This window comes from Bartonella sp. HY328 (genome assembly GCF_025449335.1).
Classification (GTDB): domain Bacteria; phylum Pseudomonadota; class Alphaproteobacteria; order Rhizobiales; family Rhizobiaceae; genus HY038.
Map to the genome: position 1 here is coordinate 510,001 of NZ_CP104883.1, position 13,665 is coordinate 523,665.

General features: G+C 40.9%; 11 protein-coding genes, 1 tRNA gene and 2 rRNA genes (1 of these 14 only partly in view). 9 read left to right on the plus strand and 5 right to left on the minus strand.

Features of this window, described 5'->3' with window-relative positions; genetic code table 11:
• From N5852_RS02065 to N5852_RS02075, 3 genes are all read left to right on the plus strand, one after another.
• Positions 1 to 1,356 (plus strand): 23S ribosomal RNA (locus N5852_RS02065) (it extends 1,457 nt beyond the left edge of the window).
• Positions 1,357 to 1,458: 102 nt separating this feature from the next.
• Positions 1,459 to 1,573, plus strand: a 5S ribosomal RNA gene (gene rrf, locus N5852_RS02070).
• A 152-nt stretch (positions 1,574 to 1,725) separates the two neighbouring features.
• Positions 1,726 to 1,802: transfer RNA gene (locus N5852_RS02075), tRNA-Met, on the plus strand.
• A 659-nt stretch (positions 1,803 to 2,461) separates the two neighbouring features.
• On the opposite strand, the gene N5852_RS02080 is transcribed toward N5852_RS02075, so the two are convergent.
• The 4 genes from N5852_RS02080 to N5852_RS02095 all read right to left on the minus strand — a co-directional run bounded on the left by N5852_RS02080 (position 2,462) and on the right by N5852_RS02095 (position 5,378).
• The gene (locus N5852_RS02080; protein ID WP_315973239.1) at positions 2,462 to 3,415 is read right to left on the minus strand and encodes an SIR2 family NAD-dependent protein deacylase; all 954 of its coding nucleotides are present in this window, start codon (positions 3,413 to 3,415) and stop codon (positions 2,462 to 2,464) included.
• Position 3,416: 1 nt separating this feature from the next.
• Positions 3,417 to 3,644, minus strand: coding sequence for a hypothetical protein (locus N5852_RS02085; protein ID WP_262098716.1), 228 nt, complete (start codon positions 3,642 to 3,644; stop codon positions 3,417 to 3,419).
• 221 nt (positions 3,645 to 3,865) lie between these two features.
• Positions 3,866 to 4,390, minus strand: a complete 525-nt coding sequence (locus N5852_RS02090; RefSeq protein ID WP_262098717.1) for a DUF2165 family protein — start codon at positions 4,388 to 4,390, stop codon at positions 3,866 to 3,868.
• A 754-nt stretch (positions 4,391 to 5,144) separates the two neighbouring features.
• Positions 5,145 to 5,378 (minus strand): hypothetical protein, encoded by a 234-nt coding sequence (locus tag N5852_RS02095; protein ID WP_262098718.1) that lies wholly within the window; start codon positions 5,376 to 5,378, stop codon positions 5,145 to 5,147.
• A 307-nt stretch (positions 5,379 to 5,685) separates the two neighbouring features.
• On the opposite strand from N5852_RS02095, the gene N5852_RS02100 reads away from it, so the two are divergent.
• From N5852_RS02100 to N5852_RS02125, 6 genes are all read left to right on the plus strand, one after another.
• Positions 5,686 to 8,004: a TonB-dependent receptor gene (locus N5852_RS02100; RefSeq protein WP_262098720.1), complete on the plus strand. Its 2,319-nt coding sequence runs from the start codon at positions 5,686 to 5,688 to the stop codon at positions 8,002 to 8,004.
• 286 nt (positions 8,005 to 8,290) lie between these two features.
• A complete protein-coding gene (locus N5852_RS02105; protein ID WP_182418143.1) occupies positions 8,291 to 8,971 on the plus strand; it encodes a Fe2+-dependent dioxygenase in 681 nt (226 codons plus the stop codon).
• 73 nt (positions 8,972 to 9,044) lie between these two features.
• Positions 9,045 to 9,902, plus strand: coding sequence for a tetratricopeptide repeat protein (locus N5852_RS02110; RefSeq protein WP_262098721.1), 858 nt, complete (start codon positions 9,045 to 9,047; stop codon positions 9,900 to 9,902).
• Positions 9,903 to 9,918: 16 nt separating this feature from the next.
• Positions 9,919 to 11,001, plus strand: coding sequence for an alpha-hydroxy acid oxidase (locus tag N5852_RS02115; protein ID WP_262098722.1), 1,083 nt, complete (start codon positions 9,919 to 9,921; stop codon positions 10,999 to 11,001).
• Between the two features lie 200 nt (positions 11,002 to 11,201).
• Entirely contained in the window at positions 11,202 to 12,122 is a 921-nt protein-coding gene (locus N5852_RS02120; protein ID WP_262098723.1) for a hypothetical protein, read from the plus strand.
• 113 nt (positions 12,123 to 12,235) lie between these two features.
• Positions 12,236 to 13,192 carry a hypothetical protein gene (locus N5852_RS02125; protein ID WP_262098724.1) on the plus strand — a complete coding sequence of 319 codons (957 nt, stop codon included), beginning with the start codon at positions 12,236 to 12,238 and terminating at the stop codon, positions 13,190 to 13,192.
• A 146-nt stretch (positions 13,193 to 13,338) separates the two neighbouring features.
• Here N5852_RS02125 and N5852_RS02130 read toward each other — a convergent pair whose 3' ends face one another.
• The gene (locus N5852_RS02130) at positions 13,339 to 13,581 is read right to left on the minus strand and encodes a DUF4170 domain-containing protein (protein WP_262098725.1); all 243 of its coding nucleotides are present in this window, start codon (positions 13,579 to 13,581) and stop codon (positions 13,339 to 13,341) included.
• Positions 13,582 to 13,665: the final 84 nt, after the last annotated feature.

Sequence of the window (13,665 nt, forward strand, 5' to 3'; positions counted from 1 at the left end):
CCTGTGGGAAGTGACGGATTGCGTAAATTGTATCATCTTATTGGATTGATGATGCAGTGAAGCAGTTCCAGGAAATAGCTCCCACATTATAGACCGTACCCGAAACCGACACAGGTGGACCGGTAGAGAATACCAAGGCGCTTGAGAGAACTATGTTGAAGGAACTCGGCAAATTGCACGCGTAACTTCGGAAGAAGCGTGACCCTTTAGCGGGCAACCGTTAGGGGGTGGCACAGACCAGGGGGTAGCGACTGTTTACCAAAAACACAGGGCTCTGCGAAGTCGCAAGACGACGTATAGGGTCTGACGCCTGCCCGGTGCTGGAAGGTTAAGAGGAGATGTGCAAGCATTGAATTGAAGCCCCAGTAAACGGCGGCCGTAACTATAACGGTCCTAAGGTAGCGAAATTCCTTGTCGGGTAAGTTCCGACCTGCACGAATGGCGTAACGACTTCCCCGCTGTCTCCAACATAGACTCAGTGAAATTGAATTCCCCGTGAAGATGCGGGGTTCCTGCGGTTAGACGGAAAGACCCCGTGCACCTTTACTATAGCTTTACACTGGCATTCGTGTCGACATGTGTAGGATAGGTGGTAGACTTTGAAGCAGTGGCGCCAGCCATTGTGGAGTCTTCCTTGAAATACCACCCTTATCTACATGGATGTCTAACTGCGTTCCGTTATCCGGAACCAGGACCGTGTATGGTGGGTAGTTTGACTGGGGCGGTCGCCTCCTAAAGAGTAACGGAGGCGCGCGATGGTGGGCTCAGAACGGTCGGAAATCGTTCGCTGAGTGCAATGGCATAAGCCTGCCTGACTGTAAGACTGACAAGTCGAGCAGAGTCGAAAGACGGTCATAGTGATCCGGTGGTCCCGTGTGGAAGGGCCATCGCTCAACGGATAAAAGGTACGCCGGGGATAACAGGCTGATGACCCCCAAGAGTCCATATCGACGGGGTTGTTTGGCACCTCGATGTCGACTCATCGCATCCTGGGGCTGGAGCAGGTCCCAAGGGTATGGCTGTTCGCCATTTAAAGCGGTACGTGAGTTGGGTTCAGAACGTCGTGAGACAGTTCGGTCCCTATCTGCCGTGGGTGTAGGAATATTGATAGGATCTGTCCCTAGTACGAGAGGACCGGGATGGACGTATCTCTGGTGGACCTGTTGTGGCGCCAGCCGCATAGCAGGGTAGCTATATACGGAAGGGATAACCGCTGAAGGCATCTAAGCGGGAAACCCACCTAAAAACGAGTATTCCCATGAGAACCGTGGAAGACGACCACGTTGATAGGTCAGGTGTGGAAGTGTGGTAACACATGAAGCTTACTGATACTAATCGTTCAATCGGCTTGATCGTTCCCATTACCTATATCCAGTTAAAAAAATAAATCAAAAGCATCGCTTTTGTTAATCAGCAGAAAATCAAAACCAGCTTCAATTCGTTCATGCCTTTCGCCGACCTGGTGGTTATGGCGGAGCGGCTGCACCCGATCCCATTCCGAACTCGGCCGTGAAACGCTCCAGCGCCAATGGTACTTTGTCTTAAGACACGGGAGAGTAGGTCGCTGCCAGGTCTGCAAAATGCATGTATGAATACTATCTCTTCACCATCAAAACTCCTTATTTATTCTTATCTGATCTTCCATAAATAACCGTACTAAACGCTTAATCAGATAAGGTCCTTTGCTCGAGCAACATCAATACTTCAAGCAAAGTCTATAGGTGACGCGGGGTGGAGCAGCCCGGTAGCTCGTCAGGCTCATAACCTGAAGGTCGTAGGTTCAAATCCTGCCCCCGCAACCAAATCCCCAGCATAAATTAATAAACCGTTTTAATACTTATATCTAATAGCCGAAAACATGCGGCTTTCTACGGCTGAAGGTGATAATGGGCGTTATTTTATAATAACGTCAAAATGGCTTCGTGTTAACATTGATTGGAGCTGAAGTGCTGGCACGTACCTATATGCTAAAAAACAAACATAACATCATCCGCGTCTGTCAAAATCAGCTCCGCACAAGAAAATCCAATCAAATTAGCAACTGTATATATCATAGCCACAACACATGAGGTCTGGCGGGCTTTGGCGTATTCTTACAAGGCGCTTGAAATCTTGCTGCGTTGCCGAAGATTAATACCACAAGTCAAAATATTAAATGACTGCCACATGGCCTATTATTGCGTTTTAAAGCTAGTTTTCAGGCTAATTAGTACAGCAAGTGATCTCACAAAGTTATAGCCACCTTTTTGGTCATAAGCCTACCAAGCCGCACAATTTATAGCAGTTAGAAATTATTGGCTGTTTGCTGCTAAAACGATAACATTAATATTGATGTATTCGCAAAATTATGTGCTTAATATACGATAAAAAAATGATTTAAAATACTATATTGAAATAACTTCATATTATTATTGTTTATCATATGTTTATATATATGTTTGCTTGGTTGGTATGCCATTCATCATATGGCTTGTTTAATAAATTTTTCTGCGAAGTCTTCTAATTCTTCTTTATTCATAGTTTTAATAAGCAATCTATTATCAATACGCATATTTTGCCAATCATTTGCCCAAACTTTGTAGGCGTCCCAAGAGTATCCGAGTTTTCTCTCTCTTCGCATTTTGTTCATTGAAAATGCAACTGCACTACAAAACGTATTCTCCAGTTGTGTTCCGCGGACATCTAAAATAGTCCCCAAGTAGCATAACCATGATGCAAGTTCTACATATTGATCCCATGCCCCGTTTTCTCCAGCTAACCTCTGCTTTATGTTTATAATTTTATCTAATTGGCTAACGACATGCGGATCATTAAGGCTTTTGCCTTCTGCGGCTATAGATGAAATAATGGAATAAAAAGAAATTTTCTTTTTTAAAAAAGACTCTTCATATTCGTGTGCTTTTGTAAACACGCTACGAAAGCTATCGATTGATGCTCTATAAATTTCTTCCGCGTTTTCTTTTTCTTTATCTAAATTTTGAAAAAATGTTTCTATTTCAGTTTTTTGTATAACCCTAATTCCGTAACAAGTTGCATAGTAATCCACAATACATTGCTCTACTGTACCTTTCGCCACAAAAATAATGTTGTTGCTAATATGATGTGTTTTTACAAAAGTTCTGTAATTATTGAGAATTGCTTTGAGATTAGTATCTCCTAGTGGATATCCCATTATAATCACCGTATTTTCATGTAAAATAGTGCTTAATTTGCGGGAAAAATATGTCTCACAGCTCATGAAGTTAAAATAATCCTCGGCGGTCACAACCATTTTGATGGGTGAATCAATTGAACCGTGTACATGATATGTTTTTACGCGATCAGTCGAACGAGGTATTGGTTGGCCGGGGCACAAAGACAAACAACTATCTCCTACTAATTGTTCGGCCAACTTATTGTAATTGGTGGTGATAATTCTAAAATTTTCTTCTGAAAAAAATCTTTTTTTTAGGGTAGGATCCGGTTATTGGAATAGCGCGTGATAAATTGGCAATTTCTTCATGTATGTCTAGTCCTTGTTTATTCAACTCAAGTGCGATTACTTGTGCAGCTTCATCAAGATTCAAAGGATTTGGTTTGTCTTTAGGAAATAATATATCTTTATAGGCTTTGGTTGTTTCGTATTGATCACAGACACCCTCCAATAAGCCTTGCTAACTTGGTATTTGATTATCTGTAATTGCCTTTGAGAAACCAGTACCTGTAAAAAGGCATAATCTTTTAGCCGCGCATGCATATGCGATTTCAAAATAAATACTCATGAATACCTCTTATTAGGTCCGAAGTCTGCACCTATTTAAGCGCAGGTGGCGGTCCAAATTCTTTATTGATCTTGAGCTGTTCATTTACATTTTTGATCCTGCCATTACGGAGCATTCGGCCTTTCCCTATGCAGCATGTAAATTACAACGGTAATCATATTAGGGAGTGCATAGATCATACCGCCAATTTGCGTGTTTAACGGATTAATCTTAGCTTGCCATGCTAGATACCAGTCGCCAGCAATTACCATAAAGCCAATGCCCCAAACCAGTATTGCCAATGTGGCCCCGAGGACAACAAAGCTTTTGCCGCTTTGAAAGTCTTGATAGGGTCGATTAAAATTTTTAACTAACTTCAAAAGACCGATCAAACCGAAAATGCCGGCCAAAGTTTCCACTATTGTTATTAAGATGAGGGATAGAACAGGGGCAAAGCCCCAAGAAATTGCGCGCCATGTTTGCGCTGAATTGCCGTAAGTATCACTCATAGCTAACATTGGTTTAATAGCAAATTCTGCAGTACTGGTAAATCCTGACATATTATTAAGGAAACCCAACAAGCCCCATAAAGTTGGGAAAAGTGCGAAGGCTATTAGTACGAAACGGTAGGTCTTTTTTTCATCCATCATGACTTCCTTTATAGAATTTGCAAAAAGCAGTAAGTAATCAAATTTTTAATAACGTCTCAGTAATTTCTTATACTATATAGCTAAGATAAACTATTCGAAAAGAACGTCACTGGGATAGAAAAGTATAAATGCAGTGGTTCTATTGCCTAGTGATAAAACACTAAGCGCCTAGTTTTGAAAATTAAGTGTTCTTTTATGATGCATAGGCTAGTTAGCCATATACCGCTGTATAGTTGAGATGCCTCCTTTTGGTTGAAAATGGAGCGCAATATTGCAGGTCTTTTTGCGTGTCTAAAATCGTTAAACTGTCATCTTTGTTGTTGGTAATTATTTGCTGCTGTTTGCGCAGAGATGTTGACTGCAGCCGCGTTGTTAGGCACCTCGTCACCTGTCCTTTTTTGGTAGCATTCGGCATAGAGACTTAGTGTCTTCGTTTAAAGGCGTGTGTCTGAAGAAAGAAAGGTGATATCAGACCTTCCTGTACTCGTTCAATAAGACAATCATCGGCGGATGTTTGCAAGCAAATGAATTATAGTTTGTCACAAATTAACAATGCAGAGAGTTAATAAGTGTTTTCAGCAATTAGGCTTATATTTATTGAAAATAGGTCAGGTGGTTGTAATATTTGCTACTGCTAGAGTGGTGTCATTGCCTTACGCACGCTCCCAGTTAGAAAGGCTGAAACGACTATTACGGCAGTTATTGGCTTGTGCATATAAATTAAGCTTTGGATCTATAATTTGGAAGCAGGCTTTTAATCCTCATAGCCAACAATCTTATATGGCCTATCAAATGTAAAGCTAAAGGGGGACAACCACTGTCCTTCCATTTTTGTTGTAGCATCGAAGCTAACAATCGTTTTAATCTCATCCCCAGGGGTTTTATCGTCTTTAATATAACGAAAACCAGCACTAGTATTTGTTACAATTGTATGTGACTGTCCTTCTTCAAGGCAGATTATTTCATCTTTCCCAAATTCTTCATTCAAAGCAATCGGAGGGGCTGCAGTACGGGCATAGGATGCTTCTCCGTTAATATCATAGTAGTCAATTCTAATATTATATATTAAGGTTTCTTCTGAAATACATGATTTTCCTTTTCCCGCAGTATAACAAATTCAAAAGCTTCGCTTATTAACAAATAATCTTAACCTCTCCGTTCAAGAATGTTTCATTTAGGCAACAGTGGCATGAAACCGTCATATTCTTGCTACAAGTTTGCCTTAATTAATCTTGACACCTTGGGTCATAAATCGTTAGCAAATAGATAAATGAATTAGCTCAGGGGAAATAATTATGACAATAATGCCGAAGAAAAAGGATTATGCCCAGTCGCGACTGGTGAATAATATGGCGGTGCGCCTTGGATTGGCAGCAACGCTAACGTCCTTGCCGCTGGTAGCACAAGCACAAAATACTAACGCGACCAATGCAAATAATAACAATACCAATGTTGGCGCCAATAATGGTTCTACCGTTCTTGAAACAGTGACGATTACTAGCGACACTGGTAACCTTAATACCAATAATGCACAAACTGGTTCTTCACGTATGCCAGGAAGCGTTCGCGAAGTTCCACAAACAGTCAACACTGTTCCAGAACGCATTATGCAAGAGCAAAATGTAACAACCCTTGAGCAAGCTTTGCGTAATGTTCCCGGCATCACCGTCACCACTGGTGAAGGCAATGGCGGTATGAATGGTGACCGTTTTAGTATCCGTGGTTTTGAAACCTTGGGTGATACTTATCAAGACGGTTTGCGCGATTTCGGCGTATATGTTCGTGACAGCTTCAATATGGAGCAAGTGCAGGTATTTAAAGGGCCTAACGGTGAAAACTTTGGCGTTGGTACAACTGGCGGCGCGATCAATACTGTTTCTAAAAAGGCTCGCCTTGGTACTTTTGGTAAGATTGAGGGTACCGTTGGTAATGGCCCACTTTATCGCAGCACAATCGATTATAATAAGCAAATCAATGAGACAACGGCCGTTCGCTTTAATTTAATGGGCAATTGGCAAAATATCGTTGACCGCAATCAGAACACATCTGATCGTTGGGGCGCAGCTGCATCAGTTGGTTTTGGTCTTGGTACAAATCAGACATGGCATTTAAATTATTACTTCCAGCATAATGACCGCACTCCAGATTATGGTGTGCCATTTGTTAAAACGCCTAATGGTTATTTCTACCCTGTGACTGAATATGGTGTACCACGCAAGAATTTTTACGGTAAGCATAGCGATCAGGATAAGTCTGATATCCATATGGTTACTTCAAATTATAGCAACGAAATCAATGATTGGCTAACAATCAAAAATGATACGCGCTATACACATTTCTCACGCTGGTTTACCACAACACCAGTTAATTGTGGCTCTGGTGGTGGTCTAACCGCTGGTTGTACCGCAGCCCTCTTTGGCGCAGGTGGCAATCCTGTTCTTGGCATTGGAGCTGGCGGTGGCCCAAGCTATGACCAAACCAGCTGGGGCATTCAAAACGTTACCACAGCGATTGCTAAATTTGAAACAGGAGCACTTCGCCATGAGGCTATGCTCGGTCTTGATATGATGTATCAAAAAGACGAGCGTCAGGGTTATCGTTACATTGGTAGCAAAGCAACCCATGCACCTAGCCTATGGACCGAAAACTTTGACTCTAGCTATTATCAGCTTGTTCCAAATGCCGCCAATTACAAGGATGCTAACTCACGGTCATTTGCCGTTTTCTTAAGTGACCGTGTTTGGCTTACCGAGCAGCTATCGATTTTGGGTGGTGTTCGTTGGGATCATCAAAAGACCAATTATGATTTGACTGGTGCGAATGGTATCACATCTACCTCTGCAACCGCCGATTATGCAAGCCCGAAGGCTTCGCTTATTTGGGAACCAACCAAAAGCCAAAATTATTATGTAACCTATTCGGTTTCTAAGAATTTGCCAGCTGGGCAATATATCACATCTGACGTTAATCCTATTTCGAGCGGTATGGCAGATTGGAAGCCTGAAAAAAGCGAGCTTTGGGAAGTTGGTGGCAAGGTTGATCTTTTCGACGGTAATCTTGGTTTAACTGCTGCTATTTTCCAAGTCACTAAGGACAATTCTATCCACTCTGATCCTGATGGTGAACTAACTTTTTCTGGCGACAAAGAACGTGTTCGTGGTTTTGAAGCTGGTTTAACTGGCAATATTACCGAGCAATGGAATGTTTATGGTTCTTATACCTATTTATGGAGCCGTGTTCTTGATGCTGAGGAAACCGATACGATTGGCAATAGCGTTGGTAAAGTTGCAAAAAATGCTGCAAGTATCTGGACAACCTATGATCTTGCGCCACATATTCAAAGTCTTGATGGTAAATTGCTCATTGGCGGTGGTATGACTTATCGTGATGCTATGGCAATTCGTAGTGATGGTTTGGCTCGCGTTCCCCATAGCTTTACATTGGATGCGCTTGTTTCTTATGAAAATGAAAAATGGAAAATCAGCGCTAATGCTTACAACCTTACTAATCGCTTAAACTACGATAATTTCTTTTACGGGCGAGTAGCTTCTTCAGCGCGCGCCATTCCTTCATCTGGCCGTTCATTTACTTTGAGTGTTGCTGCCAAGTTCTAAGTGTGTGATTTTGGTCAAAGGTTTTCTAACGCCAAGGGCCACTAGAGCACTGTGAACAATAAGCAGCTCCGATAAAATGGGGCTGCTTGACTATTTAACCTTGAAATCAGACCTCGGCATAAAATCTATGCTGAGCTTCTATCGTAATGCCCCCCCGCAAGACCGTAAAGGCCTTGTGGGTTTTGTGCTGTCTTAAAACAATAATTCCACTGAGCCTATAATTATTGAGCTTATTTATTAAAAAGCATCATAGTTGAAATATAACTAATAGAGAAAAAGGTGTAACATGATTGTACAAATACCCAATATTTTAACTCCTGAAGAAGTGAAGCTATGCCGCGAAAAATTGGAAGCCTCGCAATGGGTTGACGGTGCAGCAAGCGCAGGCGAGCAAGCTAAAAAGGTTAAGTTCAATCTGCAAATACCGCAAGGCTCTAATGAATCAAAAGAATTAGGCGATATTATTCTAAATGCCCTTGCCCGTGATCCGATTTTTAATTCAGTAGCCATGCCAAAACATGTCTTTCCACCATTGTTCAATCGATATGATGTTGGCATGCGTTATGGCGAACATGTTGATGGTGCATTTCGGTCTGTCGCTAGTGGAGCGCGAATAAGGCAAGATGTTTCAACAACGATCTTCTTAACTGAACCTGAAGAATATGAGGGCGGCGAATTGGTGATTATTGATGGCCATAATGAAAGCCATATTAAATTGCCTGCTGGCTATGCAATCGTTTATCCAACCATTAGTTTGCACCGCGTTGAAGAAGTAACCAAGGGCTCGCGCTGGGCATCATTTTTTTGGACACAATCCTTAATTCGTGACGTATTCATGCGCGACACATTGCATGAATTGGATATGAGTATTCGCAATTTACGGGCTATTTTGCCCGATGACCATGCCGATATTTTGCGCCTTGTGAATATTTACCACAATCTCTTACGTCAGAATTCTGATCTTTAGCAATTAGGCCAGTCTTGGCTTTTAAATCAAGGCTGGCTTAGTTATAGCAATGTAAAATTAAAGGTGCAAATTCATGTCGCCCATTCGCCAATGGCCTACAAAACTGCTTGATAAAATGCTTTTGCCACAAGGTAAAAATGCCCAAAATCATGCTACCGCACCTCTTCCTGATGCCCATATTTTTTTACTCCGCCAACCCTTACTAAAAATTAGCGACTGGGAAGAGCGGTTAAAAACTAATGAAGCAGCTCTTCATGCCATGCGTCTTGCTGAGCAAGGCAAAGCAAAGGCGCAGGTACAATTTGCCCGTATTTTACTATTAGGTCTTGGTGTTGAAAAAAACGAAATGGAAGCCTTTGCATGGTTTGGTAAAGCCGCCGCCCAAAATAATATAGAGGCAATGAACATGTTAGGACGATGCTTTGAACATGGTTGGGGCATTGACCAAAGCTTTAGGCAAGCTGCCCATTATTTTTCAAAAGCGGCCACTCTTGGTGATGATTGGGCGATGTTTAATTTAGCAGATCTTTATCGCCGTGGTGATGGCGTTCAAAAAGATGAGCAAAGGGCTTTTGAACTCTATAGCCAAGCGGCATTAAGGGGAAACCCAAAATCTTTTAATATGCTTGGTCTTTTTTATGAAGAAGGTGAGATCATCCCCCAAAATATCGATATTGCAAGCAATTACTTTCGCCAAGGGGCAGAAAAGGGCGATTGTTGGGGATGTTTCAACTATGCCCGCATGTTATTAGCGAATAATCAAGCTGATCAGGCTTTTTCTTGGCTTGAAACATCGTTAAATTATCAAAATGGCGATTATTGTCAAACCTTGGTAAAGCTATTTGGCCATCATAGTAATTTGCAGCTACGGGCCATTGCGAAAAAAGCTGCTGGGTTGATACCTAATAACCAAATTGAAAAAAATAAGTAATAGGAAATCAATAAAAATGACAGTCATTCCTCATGACGCAGTTTCTCTTTATGACTATGAGCGTTATTTTTGTGAAAAAATGCCTGCCGATATTCTTGGCTACATCAATGGTTATGGTGCTGATGGCATTACCTATTACAATAATCGTCATGCTTTTGATAAGCTATTGCTTTGGCCACGTGTGTTGAAAAGCTTAAAAAACGCTAATACCAATTGTGTATTTGGTGGGTTTTCACTACCATCACCTGTTATTATTGCTCCTATGGCCCATCATCAATTGGTTGATATTAATGGTGAAATTACAACGGCTCAAGCTGCATCATTAACCAAAACGCCATTTTGTGTCAGTACGCAAGCAAGTTGCAGCTTAGAAAGCGTGGCGGCGAGTGCGCCTAACTTATATTTTTTTCAGCTCTATAAGCGCAAAAATATCAATGACAATCTCGACCTTATTGATCGCGCTCAAAATGCTGGTTATCAAGCTATTGTTTTAACCGTTGATACCCCAGTGAGCGGTGTACGCAATTGCGAAATGCGCGCTGGGTTTCAATTGCCCAAACATATAAAATCGGTAAATCTTTTGCCCTATGGCGAGGAAGAATTCATTGCAAAACATGCAGGTAGTCCAGTTTTCCAAGGCATGCTTGATGAAGCAGCCGATTGGGAATTTTTAAAAATTCTATGCAATCATGCTCAAATACCTGTTTATGTTAAGGGCATTTTACACCCGCAAGACGCACAAATGGCGATTGATGCGGGGTGTCGTGGCATTATTGTTTCCAATCACGGAGGCCGTGCACTTGATAGCGTACCAGCCACAATTACGGTTTTGCCAGTCATTGCCAAACAAGTAGCTGGTCAAGTGCCCATTTTGCTTGATGGTTCTATCCGCCGTGGCAGCGATATTGTTAAAGCACTGGCTCTTGGTGCAAATGCAGTGCTACTTGGGCGGCCAATATTACATGGCCTTGGCGTTGCTGGTATGGTGGGGGTAGTTCATGTGCTAACTCTGTTGCAGACGGAACTTGAAATTGCCATGGCGCTTTGCGGTTGCGCAAGTCTTACGGACATTAGCGGTGATACAATTTATTGTCTTTAAAATATATAATCGTTGTAAAAATTGACAATATAGATTGCTAATATCTTATTATATTTTGGATAATATAAAGCTTGAAGTAAATTTCTTTTAAATTAATATAAGTATTATAGATATGAAAAACGATAATATTAAACCTTTATTTTTTTAAATAAATATTTTAAAAGTTGCAAAATTGATATTTTTAGATGGAAATATAAGTAATGATTAAAATAAATATTAAATTCCTTAAAAAATCAATCATCATTGCCTTGTTGCCCCTTGCATTATACGGTTGTAATTCTTTACCTGATGCCACAGATGAGCAGCTTATCGAGTTTTTTTCAAGCGTTGATGTTCACGGCTTTGGTGATTATCGTGATGACGCAAACGAGCCAAAAGTTATAGGCAAAGCCACAGTTGAGTGCCTCGCAGCTTTATCCGGTGCCAGTTTCGAAGATTTTGAGGCACCACCAAAGGAGCTTGCTGATTTAATGCGCGCAACCTGTCAAAGTGCATTACTAAATGCGGTTAATGATAAGAATCTCAATGTCATTCAATTTAAAATGAAGGATTTTGAAAGCAAGGAGTTGACCGAACGGGTCTATAAACTTCGTGCGGTTAGCATTGCAGCTTATGATCGGTATAGAGTTGAACAGAACAAAAAAGAGGAAGAACAGCGCGAAATAAAACGGCAAGAACAAGAAAAACAGCGCGAAATCGAAAAACAGCGCCAACTTGCTGCGGAAAATGAAGCCAAGCAAAAGGCAATTGGCGAATTAAAACAAGCCCGTGATCAATATGCCGCCTTTGTAACTTCACTTGATACACGTTTACCGCAATTACGTAAAACCTGTAACGAACACAAGGCATTGACTGAAGAGTACCGTAAGGTTGACAGCACAAGAGCTGCTACGATTAATTTAATGCGTGATGACATTTGTAAGAGCAATTTTGCCCAATTAAAATCACAAGCTAATGAGCTCTTATCAAAATGGAACAAAGTAAAAGTCACTGGCCAAGGAACCTATTGGCGTTTTGATAAGCCCTATTTAAACACCTTGGCAGAGGATGGACGGATTAATAAAACAATGGAAAAGCTCACCAAAGAAATAAATGAAATGAAAAGCAAATTGGGCCGGTAAAGTAACGTAATGAACCGTGAGGTGACTTTTATGCCTTTTACAACATCATTTTAGGTAAAAAGACGCAATTCATGGGCTGTTTCTAAATTCAAAATTGGGGAAAGTAGAACATCATGATGCTATCTGGACGAAAATTATTAAAAAAATATGCGATTGTCGCCTTATTGCCCTTTGCTCTTTATGGTTGCGGTAGTTCGCTACCCGAAGCGACAGATGATCAACTTATCGAATTTTTTTCTCATGATGGAATAAGTGGGTTTGGCCCTGCCAGCCGCGATCAAGATGCGCCAAAACTAATATCAAACTCGATGGTAGACTGCCTTGCGGCTTTGTCAGGCGCAAGTTTTAAAGGCTTTGAAGCGCCGCCCAAAGAGTTAGCAGACTTTATGCGTGCCGATTGTCAAAGTGGTTTATTAAGATTGGTGAATAATAAAGAGGTCAATGTCATCGGCTTTAAAATGAAGGATTTTGAAAGTAAGGAATTGACCGAACGGGTCTATAAGCTGCGAGAAAAAAATAAAGCCGCCTATGATCAATACATTATTGTAAAAAGAAAAAAAGAAGAAGAGCAGCGTGAAATAGAACGGCAAGAACAACAACGCCAGCTTGAAGCACGCGAGCAAGAACGGCAACGCCAAGAGGAGGCGCGAAAGCAACGCGAAATAGAAAATGGCAAAAAAGCAAGGCAAAAAGTTTTAGATGAATTAAACCAAAAGCGTGAACAATATGCTGCTATTGTTGCCTCTCTTGATGATCATTTTGCGCAATTGCGCCGCACTTGTGATGAGTTTAAAACTTTAAATGAGGAAGTACGCAAGGTAAACCAAAACAGAGGCATTATGTTAGGTTGGACTTGGGACGATAAATGCAAGATAGATACTGCCAAAATTAAAATAGAGGCAAATGAACTTTTAGCCAAATGGAATGAGCTAGAGCCACAAGGTAGCGGAACGTCTTGGTATTACATAGAACTATATATTTCAAGCCGTTTAAATGGTGTTGATATTACCAATGCGATTAAAGTGTTGGATAAGGGCATTTTAGAAATGAAGACTATTTTGGGGCGTTAGGCTTATTTTATAAGAGATGAATAAGATCTTTTGATAAAAATTGATAAAGAATATTTTTAAAGTTTCAAATAGGGGGATATGGTAAATTCCCTCCTATTTGTAATTGATAATTTCATTAAACTTTGTGCTTAAAATATAAGCTAGATTTAAGCGCCTTCATCTTCAGGATTTAACAAGCGGTGAAGATGCACAATATAATAGCGTTGTAAGGCATTATCGACAGTGGCTTGTGCTTTGGCTTTCCATGCCACTTGTGCTGATGCATAATCTGGGTAAATGCCGACAATATCAAGCTTATCAAGATCGCGAAACTCGCTGCTGTCAACACTTTTTAATTCACCACCAAAAACAAGGTGTAAAAGTTGTTTTTTTTCAGCTGTTGCGGGCATTTTATTCTCCTTGAAGTTTAATAATTTTAAAGTGCAATAAGATTTAGTAAAAGCACTTTAAATCCACTTTATTTCTTATATTTG

Coding starts and splice junctions, on each gene's coding strand:
- N5852_RS02125 (WP_262098724.1), top strand. CDS start 12,236: ATGATGCTATCTGGACGAAAATTATTAAAAAAATATGCGATTGTCGCC.
- N5852_RS02115 (WP_262098722.1), top strand. CDS start 9,919: ATGACAGTCATTCCTCATGACGCAGTTTCTCTTTATGACTATGAGCGT.
- N5852_RS02130 (WP_262098725.1), bottom strand. CDS start 13,581: ATGCCCGCAACAGCTGAAAAAAAACAACTTTTACACCTTGTTTTTGGT.
- N5852_RS02110 (WP_262098721.1), top strand. CDS start 9,045: ATGTCGCCCATTCGCCAATGGCCTACAAAACTGCTTGATAAAATGCTT.
- N5852_RS02105 (WP_182418143.1), top strand. CDS start 8,291: ATGATTGTACAAATACCCAATATTTTAACTCCTGAAGAAGTGAAGCTA.
- N5852_RS02090 (WP_262098717.1), bottom strand. CDS start 4,390: ATGATGGATGAAAAAAAGACCTACCGTTTCGTACTAATAGCCTTCGCA.
- N5852_RS02100 (WP_262098720.1), top strand. CDS start 5,686: ATGACAATAATGCCGAAGAAAAAGGATTATGCCCAGTCGCGACTGGTG.
- N5852_RS02120 (WP_262098723.1), top strand. CDS start 11,202: ATGATTAAAATAAATATTAAATTCCTTAAAAAATCAATCATCATTGCC.